Annotated in this window: 16 protein-coding genes and 1 pseudogene; 3 read left to right on the top strand and 14 right to left on the bottom strand. The window is 64.1% G+C overall.

Going from position 1 to position 24,231, the window contains the following annotated elements:
• Positions 1 to 333: 333 nt before the first annotated feature.
• The 11 genes and pseudogenes from ACVIGB_RS47500 to ACVIGB_RS47450 form a co-directional block, all read right to left on the bottom strand.
• Positions 334 to 2,367: a tetratricopeptide repeat protein gene (locus ACVIGB_RS47500; RefSeq protein ID WP_456749413.1), complete on the bottom strand. Its 2,034-nt coding sequence runs from the start codon at positions 2,365 to 2,367 to the stop codon at positions 334 to 336.
• Complete coding sequence (locus ACVIGB_RS47495; protein ID WP_456724070.1) at positions 2,367 to 3,713, bottom strand: HlyD family type I secretion periplasmic adaptor subunit; 1,347 nt, start codon at positions 3,711 to 3,713, stop codon at positions 2,367 to 2,369. Before ACVIGB_RS47495 ends, ACVIGB_RS47500 begins: the two co-directional genes overlap by 1 nt.
• The gene (locus ACVIGB_RS47490) at positions 3,703 to 5,937 is read right to left on the bottom strand and encodes a peptidase domain-containing ABC transporter (RefSeq protein ID WP_092125231.1); all 2,235 of its coding nucleotides are present in this window, start codon (positions 5,935 to 5,937) and stop codon (positions 3,703 to 3,705) included. The genes ACVIGB_RS47495 and ACVIGB_RS47490 overlap by 11 nt, the downstream gene beginning before the upstream one ends.
• 196 nt (positions 5,938 to 6,133) lie before the next feature.
• Complete coding sequence (locus ACVIGB_RS47485) at positions 6,134 to 6,748, bottom strand: class I SAM-dependent methyltransferase (RefSeq protein WP_456725258.1); 615 nt, start codon at positions 6,746 to 6,748, stop codon at positions 6,134 to 6,136.
• A gap of 347 nt (positions 6,749 to 7,095) precedes the next feature.
• Positions 7,096 to 8,982: a calcium-binding protein gene (locus ACVIGB_RS47480; protein WP_456724071.1), complete on the bottom strand. Its 1,887-nt coding sequence runs from the start codon at positions 8,980 to 8,982 to the stop codon at positions 7,096 to 7,098.
• 208 nt (positions 8,983 to 9,190) lie between these two features.
• Positions 9,191 to 10,633: a calcium-binding protein gene (locus tag ACVIGB_RS47475; RefSeq protein ID WP_092125229.1), complete on the bottom strand. Its 1,443-nt coding sequence runs from the start codon at positions 10,631 to 10,633 to the stop codon at positions 9,191 to 9,193.
• Between the two features lie 675 nt (positions 10,634 to 11,308).
• Positions 11,309 to 12,463, bottom strand: coding sequence for a glycosyltransferase (locus tag ACVIGB_RS47470; protein ID WP_456724072.1), 1,155 nt, complete (start codon positions 12,461 to 12,463; stop codon positions 11,309 to 11,311).
• Positions 12,460 to 13,218 (bottom strand): heparinase II/III family protein, encoded by a 759-nt coding sequence (locus ACVIGB_RS47465; protein ID WP_456749349.1) that lies wholly within the window; start codon positions 13,216 to 13,218, stop codon positions 12,460 to 12,462. The genes ACVIGB_RS47470 and ACVIGB_RS47465 overlap by 4 nt, the downstream gene beginning before the upstream one ends.
• Before the next feature lie 361 nt (positions 13,219 to 13,579).
• A pseudogene (locus ACVIGB_RS47460) lies at positions 13,580 to 14,419 on the bottom strand (heparinase II/III family protein); the annotation flags it as partial.
• A gap of 32 nt (positions 14,420 to 14,451) precedes the next feature.
• On the bottom strand, positions 14,452 to 16,638 hold the full coding sequence (locus ACVIGB_RS47455) for a bi-domain-containing oxidoreductase (protein ID WP_456724074.1): 2,187 nt from the start codon (positions 16,636 to 16,638) through the stop codon (positions 14,452 to 14,454).
• 111 nt (positions 16,639 to 16,749) lie between these two features.
• The gene (locus tag ACVIGB_RS47450; RefSeq protein WP_456724075.1) at positions 16,750 to 17,988 is read right to left on the bottom strand and encodes a glycosyl hydrolase; all 1,239 of its coding nucleotides are present in this window, start codon (positions 17,986 to 17,988) and stop codon (positions 16,750 to 16,752) included.
• A gap of 115 nt (positions 17,989 to 18,103) precedes the next feature.
• On the opposite strand from ACVIGB_RS47450, the gene ACVIGB_RS47445 reads away from it, so the two are divergent.
• The 3 genes from ACVIGB_RS47445 to ACVIGB_RS47435 all read left to right on the top strand — a co-directional run bounded on the left by ACVIGB_RS47445 (position 18,104) and on the right by ACVIGB_RS47435 (position 21,526).
• A complete protein-coding gene (locus ACVIGB_RS47445; RefSeq protein WP_456724076.1) occupies positions 18,104 to 19,414 on the top strand; it encodes a glycosyltransferase family 4 protein in 1,311 nt (436 codons plus the stop codon).
• 73 nt (positions 19,415 to 19,487) lie between these two features.
• Positions 19,488 to 20,798: a nucleotide sugar dehydrogenase gene (locus ACVIGB_RS47440; RefSeq protein WP_456724077.1), complete on the top strand. Its 1,311-nt coding sequence runs from the start codon at positions 19,488 to 19,490 to the stop codon at positions 20,796 to 20,798.
• A gap of 8 nt (positions 20,799 to 20,806) precedes the next feature.
• Complete coding sequence (locus ACVIGB_RS47435) at positions 20,807 to 21,526, top strand: methyltransferase domain-containing protein (RefSeq protein WP_456724078.1); 720 nt, start codon at positions 20,807 to 20,809, stop codon at positions 21,524 to 21,526.
• Between the two features lie 21 nt (positions 21,527 to 21,547).
• Here the strand turns inward: ACVIGB_RS47435 and ACVIGB_RS47430 are convergent, their stop codons facing one another.
• The 3 genes from ACVIGB_RS47430 to ACVIGB_RS47420 all read right to left on the bottom strand — a co-directional run bounded on the left by ACVIGB_RS47430 (position 21,548) and on the right by ACVIGB_RS47420 (position 24,218).
• Positions 21,548 to 22,207 (bottom strand): class I SAM-dependent methyltransferase, encoded by a 660-nt coding sequence (locus tag ACVIGB_RS47430; protein WP_456749412.1) that lies wholly within the window; start codon positions 22,205 to 22,207, stop codon positions 21,548 to 21,550.
• A 98-nt stretch (positions 22,208 to 22,305) separates the two neighbouring features.
• Positions 22,306 to 22,932, bottom strand: coding sequence for a class I SAM-dependent methyltransferase (locus ACVIGB_RS47425; protein ID WP_456724080.1), 627 nt, complete (start codon positions 22,930 to 22,932; stop codon positions 22,306 to 22,308).
• Entirely contained in the window at positions 22,929 to 24,218 is a 1,290-nt protein-coding gene (locus ACVIGB_RS47420; protein ID WP_456724081.1) for a polysaccharide transporter, read from the bottom strand. Before ACVIGB_RS47420 ends, ACVIGB_RS47425 begins: the two co-directional genes overlap by 4 nt.
• Between the last annotated feature and the right edge of the window lie 13 nt (positions 24,219 to 24,231).

Here is a 24,231-nt window from a genome sequence, read left to right as displayed (position 1 = left end):
GCCACTCAATCTCCTGCCGACGTTTAACGCCGGCTCCAGTTTCTTTCCCGGTCACGCAGACGTTCGATCCCGGGATCACATTGCCTGACACGCTCCAGATCGTGACCTCTCGGTTCTTATCGATCATCTTCACACAACCAGAGGTGCAATGAGCATTTATTCCGCGAACCCACATTAACGCAATCTCTCTATCGTCGATATGAAAGCCATTGTTAGTTCTGCCTAGATTGTCACGCTGACATGCACGCTTGCGTGCCTTCGCGCCCAAAAACAAAGCCGTGTCACCGTCTCTGCCATTGCTTGCGCGCGACGTGATGTCCGCCTCCAACAATCTCAGCCGACGCTCTCGCCGATCGCCTGCAGACGACGCAGCGCACCTTCGTTGTTCTGCTGCGCCGCCTGTCGATACCAGCGCATGGCCTGATCGCGATCCTGCGCGACGCCGTTGCCGGCACGCAGTGCATCACCGATGGCGAGTTGGGCTTCGGCCATGCCCTGCTCCGCAGCTGCAGCGAACCACTCGGCCGCCTTCGCCGGATCGGCGTCGCAGCCCTGACCTCGCCCGAGCATCACGGCAAGGTTGTATTGCGCGGTCGTGTGGCCCTGGCGCGCCGCGGCCTCGTACCATTTCACGCCCTGGGCAAGATCCTGCTCGATGCCCTGCCCGGTGCAATACATCACCGCGAGCTTGAACTGGGCTGCGGCGCTGCCGCCATCGGCAGCCTTGACGATCCAGCCGGCGGCCGCCTGCGGATCCTTGAGGGCACTCTTGGGATCGGAATACAGCAACGCCAATGTGTGCTGGGCCTCGACATGGCCGGCACTTGCCGCGCGCTTGAACCATTGGGCCGCGGCCGGTAGATCGACGGCGCCACCGGACCTTCCCATGTGGAGCCCGCCCAACTGGAATGCCGCGGCGGAATGACCGACCTCGGCGGCATCGGTGAGCAGCGTGCGTGCTTGCGCAAGACCCGCTTCGGATGGCTCTTGCTGGATGAGAAACAGGGCATAGGCCGTCTTTGCATCGGCGTCGCCGCCCTTGGCCGCCTTGCTGAGCCATTCGGCAGCGCGTACCTGGTCGCGCGGCACACCGTTGCCCGCCGAGTAGAGCCGGCCGAGTTGCACGCCTGCGGCGCTGATGCCTCCCTCGCACGCGCGCTCGAACCACTTGATCGCGGCCGCGACATCGCGCGTCACGCCGTTGCCGTTGAGATAGAACACCGCGATGTTGTGGGCCGCCGTGGCATGGCCGCTCTCGGCGGCGCGTTCGAACCATTTCGCAGCCTGGCGGATGCTGGGCGGAACGCCGGTGCCGGTGGCGTAGAAGCGCCCGGTAAAGAACTGCGCCTGCACGTCGCCGCGCTCGGCCGCCTTCTCGTACCAGTACGCCGCCTCGCGCAGATCCGGCTCGGCGGCGGTGCCGAGCGCATAGAACTCGGCCAGCGCCTGGATCGCCGGCAGGTAATCCTTCCGTGCCGCCTTGCGCAGCGCGGTCTCGGCCTTGTCGAGGTCCTTGGCCACCCCTTTGCCGCTCAGCCGCAACAGCGCGATGTTGTAGAGCGCGATGGTATCGTCATGGGCAGCGGCACTCTGAAACAGCCGCGCGGCCTCTTCGACATTTTCGGGAAGTCCGGTGCCCTTGAGGCACATGAAAGCGAGCGCCACCTGCGCGCGGACATGCCCCCGCTCCGCGGCTTTTTGATACCAGATCGCGGCCTGCGCAAAATCGACGGGAACGCCGCGCCCCTGATAATGCACGTCGCCGAGCGCGAATTCGCCGGCCGCCGCCTTCTGCTCGGCCGCGGCCTCGTACCAGCGCAGGGCAACAGCGTGATCCTTGGCGCAGCCTTGCCCGTTGGCGTACATGTCGCCCAGGAGCGCCTGCGCGTCCGCCTTGCCGGCCTCCGCCGCCACCGACATCCAGAGGAAGGCGGCGTCGAGGTCCCTGGGCACGCCGATCCCGTTCGGGAACACCAGATCGTGGAGGTTGGTCGCCTTGTCACCCAGCCGCGCGGCCGTGGATTGCCGCCACATCTCGGGCCTGTTCGGTCCGAGCGCGGCCTGAAACCCGTGGAAGTAGATCAAGCCAAGCTGGAATTGCGCTTCGGTGTGTCCGTTCAGGGCGGCGCGCTCATACCACGCGACCGCGTCCGGAATGTTGCCGATAACGCCCTCGTTCCGCGCGTAGAGCAGCCCAATCCGGTAATCCGCCTCCGGGTTGCCCGCTCGCGACGCAAGCCGCCACAAGCGCAACGCCTCGAGATATTGCCGGTTCTCGTAAGCCTCCAGTCCCCGTTCAAACTGCGATGAGTCTGAACGGGACGAACCGGGCCGGAGCAAGTCGAGAAGGGATCGCGTCGATACCATCATGGCTCGCGCATTGCTTCTTTTGCACTGCGCAGCATGCCGCCGAGCAGATACATCGCTACCGAACGGGTGCCGACATTGACATCGCCCTGCAGCGTCATGCCGGGGATGAGGCGGAAATTCCTCGGAACATCCTTGAAGTTGGTCTCGTCGACGGAGCATCGCGCCTTGTAGTAGGCATCGACCGGCTTTCCGTCATCATCGGTCGTGAAGGCGCCTTCGCTGATCCAGCGAATCTTGCCCTGCGCCGTGCCGTGCTCCGCCGCGTTGAAGGCATCGACCTTCATGGTGCAGGGGTCGTTCGGCCGGACGAAGCCGACATCGCGCGACAGGATCTGAATCTCGGCCTCGAGCCGGGTCTTGAGCGGCATCAGCGTGATGAAGGGATCGCCCGGCTTCAGCACCGACCCGACCGAGAGCTTGGCGAGGGTCAGGACGACCGAGGGCTCGGCCGCCGTCCACCGCACCAGGTCCTGATGCTTGATGGCCTTGTCATAGTTCGAGCGGGCGGTATCCAGGCTATTGCGCGTCGTAACCAGATCCTGGCTCAGCTGCGCATTCCATTGCTCGGTGAAGGCCTTGCGATCGGCTTTCAACGATTCCAGCTGGTGTTGCGCTTCCAGCAAGGTGTTGTGCGTGTTGTCGATCTGACGCAACAACTCCAGGCGATTATCCTGTGACAGATACAGATTCAGCTTGGAGCCGCTGCCGCTTTCCGCAAGCGACGTGCGCATGTCCTCGATCTTGCCGGCGATCTCGGCACGTTGACTGTAGCGCTCGTCGTCCTTCTTCGACTTCTGGATCGTCGCTTCGGTCTGGCTGATCTTGGAGTCGTAGCTGTTCACCTGCGCATTGTACTGGGCGACGCGCTGGTCGTAGAGCGCCTTCTGCAGGGCGTTGTACCGGGTGACTTCCGGATCCTTGGACTGACCGAATGTCAGCGGCTTTCCGGACAATTCGGCCTCGTCGCGGGCAACCTGTGCGTCCAGGCTCGCAATCTGCAGCTTGTACTGCGTGACGTCGGCCACGGTGAAGGTCGAGTCGAGCGTCGCCAGCAGCTGACCCGTCTCGACCTGCTCACCTTCCCGAACATCAATCGTCTTGATGATCGACGCGTCCAGAGCCTGCAGCACGTTGATCTGATCGACCGGAACGATCCTGCCGCCCACGCTCGTGATGACCCGATCGACGCGCGTGAAGCACATGATCGCCACGACGGCGACCAGGAACGCCGACAGCACGAACAGCGTCGCGCGAGCCAGCAACGGCTCGGCCGCCTCGCGGATGGCATCGGTTTCCGACTGGAACTGGCGAACGGTCGCGAGCGAAGCCTGATTAGGAGACAAGGGTCGGACTCCTGAAGTTCTTCTCGTTGCGGCCAGCCGGCACGAGATGCGTATTCTGCTGGTACCAGAGCGAGCTATAGATGTCGTTTCGTTCCAGAAGCTCGTCGTGGCGCCCGATATCGTTGACCACGCCGCGATTGAGCACGAGGATCGCATCGGCCTTCGTGAGCGACGACAGCCGGTGCGAGATGATGATCAGCGTGCGCCCCTGGGCGATCCGCGAAATATTCGCGTTGACGATCGTCTCGCTCTCGGCATCGAGCGCGCTGGTCGCCTCGTCCAGGATCAGGATCGGCGGATTGACGATCAGCGCTCGCGCGATCGCGAGGCGCTGACGCTGCCCGCCGGAGAGATTGGTGGATCCCTCGTAGATATAGGTCTCGTAGCCGCGCGGCAGCTTGTCGATGAACTCCTCGGCGCCGGCCAAACGCGCCGCCCTGACAATGTCGTCGAAGGTCGCATCGGGCTTCGCGGCTGAAATGTTCTCGCGGATCGTGCCGCTGAACAGGAAGTTCTCCTGCAGCACGACGCCGACGTTGCGCCGGAGATGGTCGACATCGTATTCGCGGACATCGATGCCGTCGACCTTGATCAGACCGCCATAGTCGGAGTGCAGCCGCTGCAACAGCCGCGTGATCGTGGTCTTGCCCGAGCCGCTCTTGCCCATCACGCCCAGCGTCGTGCCGAGCGGAATCTCGAACGAGATGTTGTTCAGCGCCGGCGACACCGCCCCCTTGTACTTGAACGTGACGCCGGAGAATTCGACCAGTCCCTTGAGCGGGACCCGCACGCCATGGCCGGAACGTCCCTCCTCAGGCGGCTGATTCACCAGCCGGCCGACGATCGTGACTGCCGTGCGCGCCTCGTCATACTGGTTGATGAGCTGCGCCATCTGCATCAGCGGGCCGGCAACACGTTGCGACAGCATCAGAAAGGCAAACAGCGCGCCGACATAGACCGGATCGCCGCTCGACACGGCCAGGTAGACACCGAACGCATAGGGCGCGCTCACCGCCAGCCGTTCCAACGGACGCACCACCGTCTGGATCGCGGTTCCGGTCAGGCCTTCGGCAAGACGCGCCTTGGCGACGCGCGCCACAAGCACGTCCCACATGTGGCGCTGCCGCGTATCGAGCGCCAGCGATTTGATGGTCCGCATGCCGTTCAGGCTCTGGATCAGGAACGCGCCCTGTGCGCCTTCAGCCGCCAGGGTTGCCGAGGACTTCTTCCGGTAGGTCGGCAGCATCAGGACGAGCCAGGTTACGATCACCCCAGCAAAGCCGAGAACCATCAGCGTCATGATCGGGCTGAAGAAGAACATGACGGGCAGGAAGAAGAACAGCGTTGTCGAATCGAGAATGGTTCCGAACAACTGCCCGGTGAGGAAGCCGCGAATTCGAAACACCTCGCGGATGTCCCGCGAAATCAGGCCGACGGCGTTCTGTTCGAAGTAGTCGATCGGCAGATTGAGCACTTTCTCGAAAACGTAGGTCGACAGCTTGACGTCGAGGCGGGCTGTCAAACGCTGCACCAGATACTGCCGCAGGAACGTGAACGCCGCCTCGAACATGATGACCACGAACATGGCGATACACAGCACGTAGAACGTGTTGTAGGCCTTGTAGAAAATGACCTTGTCGGACAGCAGCCGCCAGAACATGATCGGTGCCAGACCCATGAAGCCCAGGATCAGCGCCGCGATCGCGACGTCGCGCAGGATCCGCCGCTCGCGGAACAGCAATGCGGTGACAAAGCCGAAGCTGAACGGCTGGGTCTCGTCGGAGATCTCGTAATCGCGCTTGGCCATGACGACGTCGCCCGACCAGATGTCCTCGAAGCGCGGTTGATCGATGACGAGCAGCGCATCCTCGCTCGCGTTCGGATCCTGCAAGACCACCCGGGTGCTGTTTTCATCGCCTTCGAGGCGCAGCAAGACCATGTGGCTGCCATCGCGCAGGCGAACGATTGCCGGCAGCGCCCGCTTGAGATGGCTCAGCCCCTTCCAGTCCAGCGTGACGGCCTTTGCCGTCATGCCCGAGGAATTCGCGCACTTCAAAAGCTCGGCAAGCGTGACTTCCTGGTCGCCCAGCAGATTGTCATGGATGAGCTGGGACGGCGTCAGGTGCAAACCATGCTGTCTTGCCACGATGACGAGACAGGCGAGACCCGAGGGCGGCAGCGCCTCCACCGAAGGTGCGCCGACGAGCGAGAGGTGTTTGGTCATGGAAGCCTCGAGGTTTCGACTGCGCAAGATCCGGTCCCTAGCGAGATATAACTTATCACTGTTAGTTCGCTAACGCAGCATTTTCAGCGCGTCGCTCCGAAAAGATATGTGTCGCAACAAGCACAGAAGCGAGTTCCGGCCATTGCTACCGGTGGTTTAACCACGGAACCATTATAACATTATTTAACATCGACAATCACGGGGCGGCGGTCGCCGTCTCCCGGAAGTCGAAGCCGCAGGCCTCGAGCTGCGGCCGGATCCGCCTCTCCTCGGCCTCCGGCATGAGCGCCAAGGCGCAGACCTCGAAGTTCCCGCTGCGAACGGACACCGTCGGAAACCCGGCGCTCAGCAGCAGGTTTCCCATCCGGTCGCACGAAAACCCGGTCTTGTGCGCCATGTGGTGGCGTCCCTGCTCGATCGCGCCGGAATGGCCGTAGATCATATCAAGTGGCCGTATCGGACCGGCCGGCGAGACATAGGCGACCGCACCGAGGCCCTGGGTCAGCATGTGCTGAGCCACCGCCTCCAGGTCGGGCGACATGATCAGCGCGAATCCGTTCGGCTTGAGAACCTCGCGGAACTGGACGAATGTGGGATGTATCTCATGGGCATAGAGATGCTCCATCAGATGGGAGCACCAGATCGCGTCGAACGAGGCCGGCCGGCACAGCTTGGCGAGATCGGTAATCGAGCCGACGATATCCGGACTCACGCTGCCGTCGACATCGAGGCGAACCTCCTCCCACTCATCCGACGTCAGGAGCGGCTGGATCCGCTTGGCAACCGTCGATCCAGCACCGGCGTTCAGCATTTTCTTCTTGGCCAATTCGAGAGCTCCGCGGTTCGCGCATTAAGCGGCTGATTTCTGCAGCGATCGCCCGTCTCGACCAAAGTTGCCGGCGCCGCAGGAAACCATCGGCCACGGCACCACTCAATCGAGCGAGCCACACGCCTTTACAAAAGCTACGTGGTCCGAATGTGACGAACTAACGTTCTAACGTCCGTTAACGGAATGCCTGGAGCGGAACTTGAGACGGAGCTCGCCCGATCCGACGCCAAATGATCGACAAGTTCCGGTCACCGTGTTCGCACACCAACGAAAGGGCGCCGCCCAACCGAGGTCGAGGCGGCCCCCTCACTTCGTGAAGACCTGGGATGTTACAGCCTGGTCGAGTGACCATCGTTGAAGATCAGGTATTCGATGTTGCTGATCTGGGTCACCTGGCCATTGCTGAAGTTGACGTCCAGAGAACCATCCTTGCCCGCGGTGATGCCGGTCACATCGGTCGAGGCGTGATCCAGGAAGGTCAGCGAGTCCTTGTTGCCGGCGCTACCGTCAATGGTGTCGCTGCTGTGGAGGTTGGACAGGTAGAAGTAGTCCTGACCCGAGCCGCCGACCATCGAGGCCGTGCCGGTGGCGGAGCCGACGAAAGACGAACCGCCATTGCCGCCGATCAGCGTCTGCGTGCCCGAGCCGGCAACCATCGTATCGTGGCCGGAGCCGCCATGCAGGGTGTCGTTGCCTGCACCGCCATAGAGCGAGTCGTTACCGTCACCGCCGTAGAGCGAGGTCGCATGCGAGGCATCGCTGCCCGAATAGAGCACGTCGTTGCCGACGCCGCCGTACTCCGCAACAGTGCCGGTGCCGCCCACCAGCAGGTCGTTGCCCGCGCCGCCATCCAGCGAGTCGGCACCCCCACCGCCATAGAGCGAGTCGTTGCCGTCACCGCCATGGAGTGAGGTCGCGTGCGACGCATCGCTGCCCGAATAGAGCACGTCGTTGCCGCTGCCGCCGTATTCGGCAACAGTGCGGATACCGCCGACCAGCAGGTCGTTGCCGGCGCCGCCATCCAGCGAGTCGGCACCGGTACCGCCATAGAGCGAGTCGTTGCCCGCACCGCCGTCAAGGATCGTGCCGTGCGACGCATCCGAGTGCGAGTAAACCGCATCGTTGCCGCTGCCACCATATTCCGCAACAGTCCCGGCAGCGCCGATCAGCAGGTCGTTACCGGTACCGCCGTCCAGCGTGTCGGAACCGATATTGGCAGGGTTATACCCTGCACCGGCAACCAGCGTGTCGTCGCCCGCACCGCCATCGAGCAACGTGCCGAGCCCATAACCGGCGCCTGAATAGAGAGCGTCGTTGCCGCTGCCACCGTACTCCGCAACAGTGGCGACGCCGCCCTTCAGCAGGTCGTCACCGGCGCCGCCATCCAGCGTGTCGGCTACGGCACTGGCACCCCCCTCCAGCGTGTCGTTGCCGTCACCGCCCGACAGAAACGAGCCGTACCACGCAAACAAGTTCGCGTAGAGCAGGTCGTCGCCGGCGCCGCCGTAGAGCTGATCGCTGTATGTGCCGGCGACCAGCGTGTCATTGCCCGCGCCGCCGTCGAGAGTCTCGTTGTAGAAACCCGCGCTCAACCAGTCGTCACCGGCGCCACCATACAGGCGATCATTGCCCCAGCCACCGAACAGCACGTCGTTGCCGCTACCGCCGTCCAGCGTGTTGATCCGGTCCAGTGAGTCCAGCGAGCTGCCGGACAGCAGGGTATCGTCGCCGCTACCGCCATGCAGGTCCGACCAGTCACTGCCATAAAGCCAGTCGTTGCCGGCGTCGCCGTAAATCTGGGTGTGGCCCACGCCGCCACCGTACACCGTGTCGTTGCCCGCGCCGGCAAGAACCGTCGTACCGCGGTTGTTGTTGATGGTGATATCGTCGTTGCCGACACCGGTCGCGACCACCACCGGGGCGGCGCCGTTCACGGTCAGCGTCACGTCGCTCTTGGTGGCTTCGATGATCGCCTTCAGCTTGGCGTCAAGCTTGATCGTATTGTTGGCGTTGGTTTCGATCAGAACATTGGCGTTCGGATCCGGGCTGCTGATCCCGGCGCCTTCCTGCACCGGGATTGTCGCGCCGTCATCCGGGCTGGTGTAACCGATCCCCGCGCTGATCAGATAGTCGAGAATCTGTTGCCGGGCTGCGTGATCGATCGTGGAGCTGATCGCGACCTTGAGCCCCGTCTGGTTCAGGTTTTGCGTCACCATCGATGGAGCTCCTCCTTCGACGCGCTACATCATCTCTAAGCAAATACTCAAATTATTTCGATGACTCACAATTGGAGCAGGCTGCATTGCAAGATTATCAGACAACATTTCCGAGCACCACCTGCAATCGAAAAAAAGCGCCGCCTCAACCAGGGTTGAGGCGGCGCCTTCGCTTAGTGCAGACCTAGTTTAGTGCAGACCTGGGATCTTACAGCTTGGTCGAGTGACCATCGTTGAAGATCAGGTATTCGATGTTGCTGATCTGGGTCACCTGGCCATTGCTGAAGTTGACGTCCAGAGAACCATCCTTGCCCGCGGTGATGCCGGTCACATCGGTCGAGGCGTGATCCAGGAAAGTCAGCGAGTCCTTGTTGCCGGCACCGCCGTCAATGGTGTCGCTGCTGTGGAGGTTGGACAGGTAGAAGTAGTCCTGACCAGAGCCGCCGACCATCGAGGCCGTACCGGAGGCGGAACCAACGAACGAGTCGTTGCCGCCGCCGCCGAGCAGCGTCTGGTTGCCCGAGCCGGCGACCAGCGTGTCGCTGCCGGAGCCGCCATACAGCGTGTCGTTGCCGGCACCGCCATAGAGCGAGTCATTGCCGTCACCACCGTAGAGCGAGGTCGCGTGCGACGCATCGCTGCCCGAATAGAGCACGTCCTTGCCGGCGCCGCCGTACTCGGCAACAGTGCCGGTGCCGCCGACCAGCAAGTCGTTGCCGGCACCGCCATACAGCGTGTCGGCACCCGCACCGCCATACAGCGAGTCGTTGCCAGCACCGCCATCCAGGATCGAGCCGTGCGACGCATCCGAGTTCGAGTAGAGCGCGTCGTTGCCTGCACCGCCATAGAGCTGGTTGTTGCCCGCGCCGCCGATCAGGACATCATTGCCCTTGCCGCCCTCGAGAACCTGATTACCCGAACCGCCGGTCAGTGTGTCGTTGCCGTCGCCGCCGAACAGGCGATCATTGCCGGCACCGCCGTACAGCGCATCGTTGCCCTTGCCGCCATCCAGCGTGCTGGAATTGCCAGCGGTGCTGCCGGACACCAGCACGTCGTTGCCGGTACCGCCATTCAGCTCGGACGAGCTGCCGCCGTAGAGCGTGTCGTTGCCGGAGCCACCGTTCAAGGTGTCGGCACCGGTGCCGAACAGCAGATCGTTGCCCTTGCCGCCATCGAGCGTGCTGTGACCGGAGACGTTGTCGATCAACACGTCGTTGCCATTGCCGCCGTCGATCGAGTCGTGACCCGCACCACCGAAGACCGTGTCGTTGCCGTTGCCGGCAAAAACCGTGGTGTCACCGGTGTTGTTGAGGAAGATCTGATCGTTGCCGTTGCCGGTCGCGACCAGCACCGGGGTGCTGCCGTTCACCGTCAGCGTCACGTCCTTGTTGGTCGCCTCGATGATCGCCTTCAGGTTGGCGTCGGTGGTGACAGTGTTATTCGGATTGGTTTCGATGAGAACGTTGGCGTTCGGGTCGGGGTTGCTGATGCCGGCGCCTACCTGCACCGGGATCGAGCTGCCGTCATCCGGGCTGGTGTACCCGATGCCTGCGTTGATCAGATAGTCAAGAATCTGTTGCTGGGTCGCGTGATCGATCGTTGAGTTGATCGCATGTTTGAGGTCAGTCTGGTCGAGATTGTAAGTCGCCATCGATGTAGCCCCTGCTTGGGATACGAGGATTCAAGCCGCTCGCCCGCACGTAAGCTGTTGTTTCACAACTGGTTTGTTGCGACGCAGCTCAAATGTGGACACACGTTACGAACTTGTTAAGTCCATTGTTAAGTCCGCAATACCGGAGTGTCAATCAGCAATGCGCTATTAACGTCCGGTTCCATGAGACTTATGTGAGACTTAGCACCACCTCGGTCGCGGACTAACATTCGGCGCAGGCAGCCCACAAATGTTAGCCGCGATGCAAAAAAGGGTAGTGATTATACGGGGTTTCATCCGGTCCCAAGATGGCGCCAGGGCGCGGAATTTTGCAGCCTTTGCGCGCGCTTCGACGCGATTTTCTGATCTGAAAAAATATTTCTGCGCCGCGTGAGAGCTTTTTCAGAAAAGCGTCAAACTTCACAACCGGCCGGCAAGCGGAGCGGCGTTGTGCCGGGTTCCGGTTGCAGGCTATGAGCGTCAAGCGGGCGAAAACGGGAGAATCGATCACAGAATCGGGCAATTCGGCCGCCCGCCTGAAGCCGAAGCGGACCCAGATCAAGCGCCCAATATAACAAATTAACATTAGATTCGTCGGAACCCGTTAGGGACAAGAGCGCGGCAACCGACAAGACGGCGGCGCCCGATCACGCGCTAAGCAACCGTCTGCGGCGATCATCCAGCGGCGGCGCGCGCGTAGATGGCCTCGAGCAGCCGCAGATTCTCATCCGGCGCGTAGCGCTCGAGATAGGCGGTCCGGGCAGCCTGCCCCCATGCCGTTGCGAGATCGGGGGCGCCCAGAAGCTCAACAATGCGCTGTCTGAGCCCTGCCGCATCGCCCGGCGGCACCAATGCGCCGGTCTTGCCGGCGCTCACCACCTCGGCAAGTCCGCCGATCTCGGATGCGATCACCGGCGTCCCCTGTGCGAAGGCTTCGACCACGACCATCGGAAATCCCTCGTACCATAGCGACGGCACGACCAACGCCCGGGCACTCGCCATTTCCCGAAGCACGTCTGCACGCGAGAGCGCGCCGAGGAACCTGACATTGGCGGGCGCCCGAGCTTCGAGCGCAGCGCGCTCCGGTCCTTCACCGACGATCCGCAAGGGCATGCCGGTCCGCGCAGTAGCGGCGAGCAACACGCCGACGCCCTTCTCGCGGCTCAGCCGTCCGACATAGAGCAGCCCGGTGCGCGGTATGGCCGGATCGGGTGCACCCGGATCGGCCATGAAGTTCGGCTTCACGTCGATCCGGCCGGCATCGAAGCCTGCCTGCGTGAACAACGTTCGGGCAAACTGCGTCAGCGCAATCAGGCGCAGACCGGGACGCGTCCAGGTGCCACGGCGCTGGTGCCGCGCAATCATGTAGGCCGAGGCCAGCGAGCCCGGCAGCGATCCGCGGTAGCAGCGATGGGCAACGCCCCAGAGATGGCCGCGGTCCAGGCATTTGTGGCAGATGCGGCCGTCGCGCAGCAGCATGCCGCCGGTGCAGATGCTGCGATAATTGTGCAGCGTCACCACCGCAGGCACGCGCTGTTGCCGGCAGACATCGAACACGGCGGGCGAGAGCAGCGGGAAGAAATTGTGGACGTGGACGATGTCGGGGCGAAAGCGGTCGATCGCCTCCGCCATGGCCCGTTTTCCCTCCGCATTATCGGCGATCGACAGCGTCGTCGCGATCCGCGCGGCAAGCGAATTGATCGCCTCGTTGCTGACCGTGAGCGTCTCAACACTGTGTCCAGCGTCGCGGAGCAGGTCGACTTCCGCTTCGAACACGACGTCTTCGCCGCCGCGTCCCTGATACCTGTTGTGCGCGACCAGGATCTTCATGATCGGCGTGCCGGCTCGGGAAACCAGCGCAGCTCCGTCACCAGGCTTTGGCCGGCGGCCAGCGTTCCGGAGCCGATCAGCGTCGTCGCCGGCACCTTGAGATCGAACGACGGCGAATACCAGCCGGCCGGCACGGTTTCGTCGCCGCGATACACTGTCCAGCTGAGCGCCGCAGGCAGATCGAGCTCGCCGCGTCCGCCGGGCCATGACAGGCGTGCGATACGCCCTTCGAGCTGGCATTCGACGTCGGGACCGAGATGCCAGCTGAGGCTCGCCGGCACCGCAAGCCCCTCATCGGCAAGCACAATATCGGTGACGACGAGCCGCGCCGCCTGACGCTGCAATTGCACCGAACGACGATGCACGAGACGATCTGCTGTGTCCTGATATCCCGAATGCTCCGCGACCCAGCGCGCGTCCGCATCACAATCGTCGAGGCCGCTTGATGCGATCAGCCGGCTCTGCGCATGCCGCGTCCAGAGAAACGGCCCCCCCGATACCGACTGGTCGCGCCCGAACAGGCAGAGCGTGTTGTGCGCCAGCGTGGAACGGAAATAGGCGCGCCATCGCGGATCGCCGTGATAGCAATAGGTGCCGGGGTCGGCGAGGATATCGACGCCGCCGATCCGGCATTCGAGCGACAGCGCATCCGCATGGGCATGTCCCGCAATGCGGCCGAGCCCATGCGGGCCGTGATCGCAGCGGCACCACACCGCTCGGCCGGCATCGACGAGAAAAGTCTGCCCCGCCCTCATCAAGCAAATGCGGGCGGCGCGCGGGCCGCGCAGCGATCGCACGCGCCTTGATGCCGCCGGTCAGAAAAAACGTGCGCAGATCAGGCTCCGGCAGCTTGGGCCACCATGGCAGCTCGCCGAACAGATGCGCGCCGGTGGCGAGCAGACCGAGCCAGCGATTGCCGGTGTGATCGTCGAGCAACAGGCCAATGCCCTCGTCGCCATCGCCCTGACGGGGAGGATGACCGCGATCGTCGAGCATCGCGGCGATGACGTCGCTCATGCGACACATCGTGGTCCAGACCACGTCGCCCAGCTGGTGCCCGGACGCTTCGCCCTGCACCGCCGCGGCCAGCAGCAGTTCGAGGACAAAGCCGTGGTAATCGGTCGCGAGCTCACGATTGCTGCCGCAGGCGAAGGTTTGCGCAACAGCCTCGTCTGCCAGCGTCCTGGCGGCATTTTGGCGCCACAACGCGCTGTCGCGGAAAAAGGGAAACACACAGGCCGCCACGAACTGCCCGGCAGCCTCCGCGATGATGTGATTGTTGGCGGAGGAGCCCCGGCTCGGGAACTGCGACAGCCAGTATTGGTGCGCATAGAGCTGCGTCAGGAACTGGTCGTTGTCCTCGAACAACGCAGGCGCGCCGGGCCAGTTCTGCAGCAGCTGGCGCACCCAGGCCCACGAGATCAGCCGCACGCCGAGCTCGATGCCGCTGGTCCAGTGCGGGCCGCGCGGGAATGGATTTTCGCGCCACCAGCTTGTGAGATGCGCGGCCACGCGCCTGGCGTAGCGTTCGTCCGAGGTCAGGCAATACGCCGACGCGAGCACCGTGAGATGGTGGTGACGCGACGGCTCCCAGATGTATTTGATGTTCCCGACCGCGGCTTCGTCGCGATAGGGAATCGCGAACGCATAGACGTCCGCAGGCGCGCGCTTTCCGCTGCGAACATCGACGAACCAGTCCGGCCGCTCGCCGAGGGCACCATGATCTCTGGCGAAGACCTGCCAATGTCCGGCGAGAATCCGGTCGGCAGCATCGATCAGCCGCCCGGTGGCCTGCTGGGGAGCGTGCGCCGGCAAAGGCAGCGGCTTCAGCCGCGGCTGCCGCGGGCCCGGGGCAAGCCGGGCGCTGGCGTGTCGTGCGATATCGGGCGGAGTGATGCGCCAGAGCAGGCGCAGCCGCTGGTCGTTCACCCGTCCCGCAAGCTCGGACGGCTCCATGCGCTGCAGCCTGCGCAGATACCAAGCCGGATTCATCTCGCGCCGGTCGAGGCGCGTGCGACGCCCTGCTCCGCTGCGCCGATCGTCAGATCGACCGGCTTCCCGGCGGCTGCGCTCTCCTGCACCGCGAGCGTTGCGCGGGTGGTCGCAAGCAGCGATTCGAGCCCGATCGGCATCGCGGCCCCCGATGCGACCGCGGCGATGAAGGCATCCAGCATCGGCCGCTGCCCCTTGTCGAGCCGCGCTTTCTTCGCCGTCCGCTGTCCGGCGTGCCAGACCTCGAAGCCCGCGAAATTATCGAAGGCGGCAAAGCCGGTGCTTGCCGATATTTCGAGCGCCTCCTTCGGCACACGCGGATCGCCGCCGGTGAGATAGCTGAGGCTCGCAACCGAACCGTCGGCAAAGTCGAACGTGGCGACGAGATTGTCGACATCCTTGCCCGCGGTCCGCGCCGAGACGCGCACCGGCTCGGCGCCGAGCCACCAGGACAATACGTCGATGAAATGGCCGCCCTCGCCGACGAAGCGGCTGCCCTCGCTCTCGGCCTGCAGATACCAGGATGATTTCTCCAGCGGGCCGGCGATGACGCGATATTGCAGGGTCTGTGGCCCCGCCGGCGCGAACGCCGCGCGCATGCCCTGCATCAGCGGCGAGAAGCGGCGATTGAAGCCGACCATCAGCCTGTTGTTGCCGGTCTCGCGGATCACCTGCTCCAATTGATCGAGCGCATCTGCATCGATCGCCAGCGGCTTCTCGACAAACACCGCCTTGCCGGCGCGCAGCGCCTGCGCCGCGAGGTCGGCGTGGGAGGCGTGGCGCGTCGCGATTAGCACGGCATCGATGTCGTCGGCCTCGAGCACCGAGGCCGCATCCGTCGAGGCACGCGCGAAGCCGAACTTGCGTACCGCGGTGGCGCCGCTCAGGCCGGTATTGGTGGCGACCTCGACGAGATCGACGCGCGCGTGATTTGCAAGCTGCGGCAACAACATGCTGGAGGCATAATTGCCCGCGCCGATGACGCCGAGCCGGACCCGGCCGCTGCGCAGCGCAACGGCCGGACGATAGACCATCTGCATCGCGCGGGGAGCGGCGTCTGGATAGGCGAACACCATGCCGAGACCAACCTCGCCCCGGCTCATGCGCTCGAATGCCGACGTTGCCTGCTCCAGCGGCACCACGTCGGAAATCAGCGACGAAAAATCGAGCCGCCCGTCGGCGAGCAGCGCGACGATCGCCTCCATGTTGCGTTTCTCGGTCCAGCGCACATGGCCGATCGGATAGTCGATGCCGCCCTCCTCGTAGAGCGGATCGTAGCGGCCGGGGCCGTAGGAGCGCGAGAAGCGAACGTCGAGCTCCTTGTCGTAGAATTCGTTCCACGGCAGGTTCAGCGTGCATTTGCCGATGTCGACGATACGGCCGCGGTCGCGCAGCAACGCGGCCGAACGCGACGCGATATCTGGATCGTCGCTGCCCGCCGTGATGAACACGCAATCGACACCGTTGCCTGCGGTCAGCTGGTCGATCCGGGCGCGAAACCCGGCCGCAGCATCGTCAGATGCGACCGCACAGATTGCGGCGCCCGCTGCCTCCGCCTGACGACAACGCGGCTCCAGCCTGTCGAGCCCGACGACCACGACACCGGCGCTGCGCAGCAGGCGCACCATGATCTGCCCGATCAGGCCGAGGCCGATCACGCAGGCGGTCTCACCGAAACCGATTTCCGACTGGCGCATCGCCTGCAGCGCGATCGATGCGATCGTCGTGAACGCGGCCTGGTCGAGCGCGGCACCATCCGGCAGCGGCACGCAGAGGTTCACCGGCACCCAATTATATTCAGCATGGGTTGCATACTGATTGCCGCCGCAGCAGATCCGCGCTCCGACCGCGAAGCCGCCGACACCCTCGCCCACCTCCACGACAGTGCCCGACAGCGAATAACCGAGCGGCGTGTAGGAATCGAGGCGGTTCATCACCTTCTGATAGGTCGCAAGCAATCCCTGCTGGCGGACCGAGCGTGCCACCTTGGCAACCTGATCGGGGCGCGCACGCGCCTTGCCGAGCAGCGACAGCCGGCCTTCGGTGAACTTCATCATCTCGGTGCCGGTCGACACCGCCGAGAATGCCGTGCGCACCAAAACCCCGCCGGGGCGGCAGCGCGGCGCCGGCACATCGATCAGCCTGAGCTCACCGCTCTTATAGTTCTGCGCGATCTGCTTCACAGTCGGTCAAACGCCTCAAGTTAACAGTGCCCGTTGTATCGCGCCCGCCGCCCGCAACGAAGCCGGGAACATCGTCATAGTTATCTCATCGCCGAGGGTTTAACATCGTTATCATTCCAGCAACAGGACCGGTTTGGGCGAGATCTCGACCTCACCGTTGGCGACAGCTCCTTCGCCGCCGTCCAGGCCCTGGTAACGGCTAAAGCGCGGGTCGACCCGATGTAGGGACCGCCCCTTGGTGGTCCAGAGGATCAAGCCGTTGCGGCCATCCGGCATGCGGAGCTCGACGCGCCAGGTCGACGGCGACGTCCTGTCTGCCGCCACGACGCTGGCGCCGACCAACCATGACTGGACCGTGCGATAGGCAATTCCGCTCGGAAGCAGCCCGCGCGCCCGGTCCCACAATTTGCCGAAGTCACCGCCCCCGCCGGCGAATTCGTACCAATAGAACCGGTCGACACCGCTGATCCATTTCAGGATATAGGCGCGCGCAAGAAAGCCATCCGGGTTGTCCTCGTGAGACGGCCAGCCGGCCTCGGTGTCCCAGATCGGCCTTGTGGAGAGATCGTGCGCGGCGAGGATCTGCTTGAAGCGGGCGATGATTCCGATCACCGCTTCGGGTTCGCTCGTATAACCGTGGAAGGCGAAGACATCGGCATATTGTCCGCCGCCTTGCGCCACGAAGGCCTGTTGCCAGCGATAGCCGTCCGGCGTGCCGTTGGACGACGGCGTCAGCACAGTTAGCGCGGGATCGCTGGCCTTGATGATCTCGTAGGCCCGTTTCTGCATCTGGACCATGGTCGCGATATCGCCCGAGTAATATTTGGGATCCTCGGGCTCGTTCCAGATTTCCCAGTATTTGATGCGGCCGGCGGCGCGCGCAACGGCCGCACGCACCCATTCATCCCATGATGTGAGATCGGCAGGCGGCGAGCTTGCGCCGGGCGTGAATGCCGGCGGCGCATCCTTCACGGACGCGGCCCAGCGCGGCGTGAAGGCGAGATTGAGGACGATATCGACGTGCTCGCGCTCCGCCGCCGCAAGAATGGCGTCGAAGCGCGCCCAATTGTAGATGCCGGGCGCCGGGTTGATTTGCGCCCAGTAGATCGCGCCCCACAGGCGGACGCCGTCAAATTTGAGCGCCGGCCATGGCTGTGACTGCCCGATCGCATTGATCGTCATGCCGAAAAGCGTCGGCGGGATCACCACGTTCACATGGCTCACATTGAGCACATCGTTTGCCGCCGCACCGGCCCACTGCAGCGGCCATTTGTGAGCCAGCGGTGCCAGCGCACTCAAAACCAGTGCGATCAACGCCCTTCGTGCCCAATCCCTCACTTTACCTGCCATGTCCGTGTCTCGTCGCCGTCACCCGCGGCGGGATTGCAAAATGGAAGCCGCGCATGTTAATGCCGATGTTAGTCGGATTGTGATGTTGTTAGGTCAATGGTATAGATCATCGCAGATGTCGAGAGCTGAACCATCACCGCGGCGGATCCTGATCATCGTCGAGAACCTTCCGGTTCCTTTCGATCGCAGGGTGTGGTGCGAGGCAACGTCGCTGCGCCAGGCAGGCTATGAAGTTTCGGTGATCTGCCCGAAGGGCCGCGGCCATCACGAATCCTACGAATGCCTCGACGGCATTCACATTTATCGCCATCCGATGCCGGTGGAAGCGCGCGGGATCGCCGCCTATCTCATCGAATATCCGGTCGCGCTGTTCTGGGAGACGTGGCTTGCGATCAAGGTGGCGTGGAAGCACGGCTTCGACGTGATCCATGGCTGCAATCCGCCCGACCTGATCTTCCTGATCGGCCTGCTGTTCAAGCTCGGCGGCAAGCGCTTCGTGTTCGACCATCACGACGTCAATCCCGAGCTCTACGAAGCAAAATTCGGCCGCAGGGATTTTTTCTGGCATCTGCTGCGGCTGGTCGAATATCTCACCTTCAAGACCGCAAGCATCTCGATCGCAACCAACGAATCCTATCGCGAGATCGCGATCACCCGTGGCCGCATGCCGGCCAACCGGGTTTTCGTGGTGCGCTCCGGCCCCAATCTCGACCGGGTACGCTCCCGCCCCGCCGATCCGGCCTGGCGCCGCGGCCGGCGCTACAGCGTCGGCTATGTCGGCGTGATCGGCCAATCCGAAGGCATCGATCTCCTGCTGCAGTCGATCGGCCACATCGTGCACGATCTCGGCCGCACCGACATCCAGTTCAACATCGCCGGCACCGGGCCGGAGTGGAATGCGGTGGTCAAGCTCTGCGAAGAGATGCAGCTCTCCGACTATGTGAATTTCACCGGCGCGATCGCCGACGAGGTGCTGTTCACGATGCTCTCGACCGCAGACGTCTGCGTCAATCCGGATCGCGTCACACCGATGAACGACATCTCCACCATGAACAAGATCATGGAGTACATGGCGCTCGGACGGCCGATCGTTCAGTTCGAGGTTCGCGAAGGCCACCGCTCAGCGCTCGACGCCTCGCTCTATGCGGCGCAGAACGACCCGCAGGATTTCGCCGGCAAGATCATCACGCTGATCGATGATCCGTCGCTGCGGCAGACGATGGGGGCATTTGGCCGCAGCCGCGTCGAGCGCGAATTGTCCTGGACGCATGAGGAGCCGAAGCTGCTCGCCGCCTATGAGGCGTTGTTCGCCAGAAAGCTTCCCTGGAAGAGCCGCGCCCCACGCGCGACCGCCACCGCGGAGCGGCCGACCGCGCAGGCGTCCGGTGTCAACGCCAATGCAGCTGCCGGGCGGGCATCGCGTTGAACGCCCTGCCGCCTCACTCACGCGAAACGCGACGCAGCCACGCGCAGGTCGCTGGATTGTCGAAGGTCGAAGCATGAACGTCAGCATTTTCGGCCTCGGCTACGTCGGAACGGTGTGCGCGGCCTGTTTCACCGAGCTCGGCCACCAGATCATCGGCGTCGACAAGAGCGTCGCGAAGGTCGACCTGATCCGCGAGGGCCGATCGCCGGTCATCGAGCCGGGCATCTCGGACAAGGTGGCGCACGCAGTTGCAACGGGTCAGTTGACCGCAACCACCGACGCCACCGAGGCGATCGTCAACAGCGACATATCGATGGTCTGCGTCGGCACGCCGTCGTCCGGCAATGGCAACCTCGACCTGACCGCGATCCGGCAGGTCGCGATCGAGATCGGCCGTGGATTGCGGGCAAAGAACGCGCCGCATACCGTGACGATCCGCTCCACCGTGCTGCCCGGCACCACCCGCGACACCGTCGGGCCGCTGATCGAGGAAGCCTCCGGCAACAAGATCGGACGCGATTTCGACCTCGCCTTCAATCCGGAGTTCCTGCGCGAAGGCAGCGCGATTGCCGACTTCAACGCGCCGTCCAAGACCGTGGTCGGCGCCTTCAACCAGGAAACCGCCGACCGCGTCATGGCGCTCTACAAGGATCTGCCGGGCGCCAAGATCACCCCGCCGGTCGAGACCGCCGAGCTGGTCAAATATGTCGACAACAGCTGGCACGCGCTGAAGGTCAGCTTCGCCAACGAGATCGGCACCATCGCAAAGACGCTCGGCATCGACGGCCGCGACGTCATGAACATCTTCCTGCAGGACACAAGGCTCAACATCTCGCCCGCCTATCTACGGCCGGGTTTTGCCTTCGGCGGCTCCTGCCTGCCCAAGGACGTCAAGGCGCTGAAGCACCTCGCGCACAGCCGTGGACTGTCGACGCCGGTGCTCGAAAGCATCCTGCCGAGCAACGACATGATCATGTCGCGCGGCGCCGACTGGATCCTGTCGCATGACGGCCGCCGCATCGCGTTCCTCGGCATCAGCTTCAAGGCCGGCACCGACGATGTCCGCGACAGCCCTTTCGTCGAGCTGGTCAAAAGCTTGCGCGGCGAGCAGCGCGATATCCGGATCTACGACCCCAACGTGCAGCTGTCGCAACTGATCGGCGCCAACCGGGATTTCTTGATGCGCAACCCTGAGCTGGTCGGCTTGCTGCATGACGATGTGACGGCGACGATCGAATGGGCCGACATCATCGTGCTGACGACGGCCGATCCGCGCTTCGTTGCGGCGCTGAAGGCAACCCGGCCCAACCAGGTGGTGCTCGAACTGTCGGACATTGGACTGCCCCGAGAGGTGCGCGCCAAAGTGAGCGGCTTCCACTGGTAGGGAACACCATGGCTTCCATGGCCAAGACCCGCGACCGACCTGAAATCCGCTTTCACGACGAGATCTCGTCGGAGTGGGAGAGGCTGCATCGGAGTCGCACCTTCAAGGCGCGCACGGCCGCGATGTTCGATCTGCTCGGGAACGCGGACCTCGAGGGCCAGCGTTGGCTGGACGCAGGTTGCGGCACCGGAACGCTCTCCCGCCTGCTCGCCGCGCGCGGCTGCGATGTCACCGGCGTCGACGCGTCGTCGGAGATGATTGCGGCTGCACGCGGCCGCCCCGCCGACGGCCCGCCGGCCGAACGGCTCACGTTCCGGCAGATTCCCACGATCACAAACCTGCCGTTTGCGGATCGATCCTTCGACGGCGTGCTCTGCGCGAGCGTGCTGGAATATGTCCCCGACGTGGCGCAGTGCCTCGCCCAGATCCATCGCGTGCTCAGGCCCGGCGGACTGCTCCTGGTCTCGATCCCCAATCGCGGATCGCTGCTGCGCCAGGGCTACAAGCTCGCGCACGCGGCGTCGGCGCGCGTGTCGGCGCGGCCGCTGTTCCGCTACCTCGCCTTTTCCAAGTTCGACACCACGCCGGCCGTCATGCAGGGCCTGCTGCGGCAACATGGCCTCACCATGCTCGGCGTCTGCTTTGGCGGCTCGCCGCTGCCGCCGGCGCTCGATCGCCGGTCCGCGGTCGGCACGCTGATCAATATCCTCGCCCGCCGCGACAATTGATGCGGCGGGCAGATGCCCGCCTCAGGCCTTGATCGCCATTAGCGACTTGGTCATGCCGAGATATCGTTCGCGATAGATCTTCGCGTCCGGAAACGTTTCGGTCATCTCGCGCCAGTCAAATAGATGCCAGTCGGGCGCGGTCCGCTTGAACCAGAAACGGTTGAACCTTTCGATCAGTGCGATTTGCTGTCGCCTCGGCAACAGGACGATGATTCCGGGCAGCCAGGTATGGCTCTCGATCGGAAAGTACCGGTGCGGCGTCTGCACGTAAAACGACTTCGCGACCCGCGAGATCTCGCCGGCAAAGCGATTCTGGTGCTCGCGCGCGATAGTCCGGAATGCCGTGTCGTCCTCGGTCGTCACGACGTCTTGCTTCGGCCCGGTGACATGTTCGATCACCGACGAGCAGAAGCAGAAGTCGAACGCCTGATCCTCGAACGGCAGCCGCTCGGTCTCTTGCAGCAGAACGGTCTTGAACCCGAAGCGTTCGCGCGCGGCCTTCAAATCGTCGGCCGATATATCGCAAACCGTGATGTCGGTATGGCGGGGCAGGATCGCGCGAATGTGCCGGCCGGTGCCGCCGCCGAGATCGAGGATCTTTGCGTCGAGCGGCAGGTTCACGGTGCGGACGAGGAACTCGCCGCGCCGCTTGCGTGCTGCACCGGAAAATCGAGCTTGAATTGCGCCCCAGCAATGTCAGTCTCCTTCTACCGGTCGCGTCGGTCTAGCACGGCACGCGCAATTCTTCACGCAACGGCATATCGGCTCTCGGCTTCCGCTCACTTGATCGCCTCGAAGAAGATCGACTCGTCCGGCCGGTTGTCGAGCCGGTCGATGTCGGGGCAGATGCCCTCGCGATAGGCCCGGGTGTGGGTCTCTGAACAGCCCGCACCACGGAACAGCGCCGCGAGGGAGGCGCGCGTAAAGCCCCAGTGATGCGCGAAGGCGGCCTCCTTGCGGCGCTCGATCTCGAACACGCCCCTGAGGAAGGCCTGCGGCGCGGCCGGATCGTAGAGCGCGACGATCCGTTCCATGTCAGGGACGACGATGCGGCATACCCCGCCCGGCGCCAGCACCCGCGCGATCTCGCGCGCCAGCCGCTCGACCTCGTCGGGAAACAGATGCTCGAAGACATGCGCGCTGAACACCGCCGCGACGCTGCCATCCGCGAACGGCAACGGCTTGGTCATATCCATGTAGCGCAGCCCGGCAAACTTCCCCTGGCGGTGCTCGGCATAGCGGGCGTCGCTCAGCAGGCCGGCGAGATGCAGCGCTTTCGCCGCGAGCGGCAGGCGCGCGATCCACAGATGCATCGTGATGTCGGTGTTGATCCAGCCCGCGATGCCGCAGTTGAAGGCGCCGATATGCAGCCGCTGCAGCGCGCGGCCGGGTGCGTCGTCGGTCATGTCTTCTCCCGCACCGAATTGGTCAGCACAACCACGATCACCGACGCCGCGCTGGAGGCCACCATCGCCGCAACCGCGCCCATCACCTGCCAGGCCTCCGCCGCAAGCGGCAGAACGCAGCACAGCGCGACCAGTCCGGCGATCCGGCTCAGCATGAACCGCTGCGGCCTGCCGGTCGCAAACAGCGGCAGCGCGAGGCCGAGCCACACCGCGTCGAGCGCCATCGCGGTCCCCATCAAGGCGATGCTGCCGGTACCGATCTCGTAACTCTGGCCGTGGATGACGAGGGCGAGCATGCGCTGGCCGAGCAGCACGGCCATCGCGCCATAGGCGAGCGCGATCGAGCCGAGCAGCACGGCATTTTCGCGCGCAGCAGCGGCGACCGCGCAACGCCGGCCGGCGCGCAGCTCGGCTGCGATCTCCGGCAGCCGGACCGAGAACATCGTCGCGCAAAACTGGCTGAGCGGTGCGAACACCAGGAGCAGGATCCGCAGCGACGCGCTCGCGTCGAGCCCGATCAGGAAGCCGCAAACCGGGATCAGCCCGATGCTGCCGATCCAGTAGGTGAGCGAGGTCGCGACGAACCAGCGACCGTTGCGAAACAGCCGCTGCAGCGAGCCGCGGAAGATCCTGGTCTGCGGCCAGGCCAGTTCGTGGGTGTGAGCGAGCAGCAGGCTGCCGGCGAGCGCCGCCGAGATCGCGATGCAGGCCATCGCAGCCGCGGCACCGGTCAGTTTGAGCGTGATCATCAGCCCGGCCGAGACGACAAGCGCCGCGCAATAGGTCAACGACGACACGACCGCGCGCGGCAGCCGCCCATCGAGATAGCAGATGCGGCGGAACATGCTTTGCAGCCGAACCGCAGGGATCGCGAGCCCGGTTGCGATCACGAGCCCGCCCGCGACGCCGCCGACCGCACCGATCACGACGCCGGCAACCACCAGCAGCAGGCTAAGCACCGCCGAGACCAGCAGCGACGACAGATAGAGGCCGAGCCGCAGTTGCGGCCACAACGATTTCGGGATGCGATGCGCAATCGCCGGCAGCCCGTCGTCGAACAACCCGCGCAGAAATACCGCCTCGATCAGGATCGAGAACGACCAGGCGATGCTGAATTGGCCGAACGAATTGATATCGAGCACATTGGCCAGCACGATCGTCAGCACGAAGGCCGAGCCGCTGAGCAGCGCCTGATCGATCAGGCCGAGCGCGACATTGCCCCCGGCGCGCCGCAGTCGGCCGAGCGCTCCGCGCGCAGCACCAGCGACCCGGGTCTGGGCCGCCATTCGATCCAGCCTT

The sequence above is a fragment of the Bradyrhizobium sp. USDA 4341 genome, assembly GCF_054063755.1.
The sequence above is the reverse complement of the archived record's forward strand: the minus strand, read 5'-3'. Positions and strand labels throughout refer to the sequence as shown.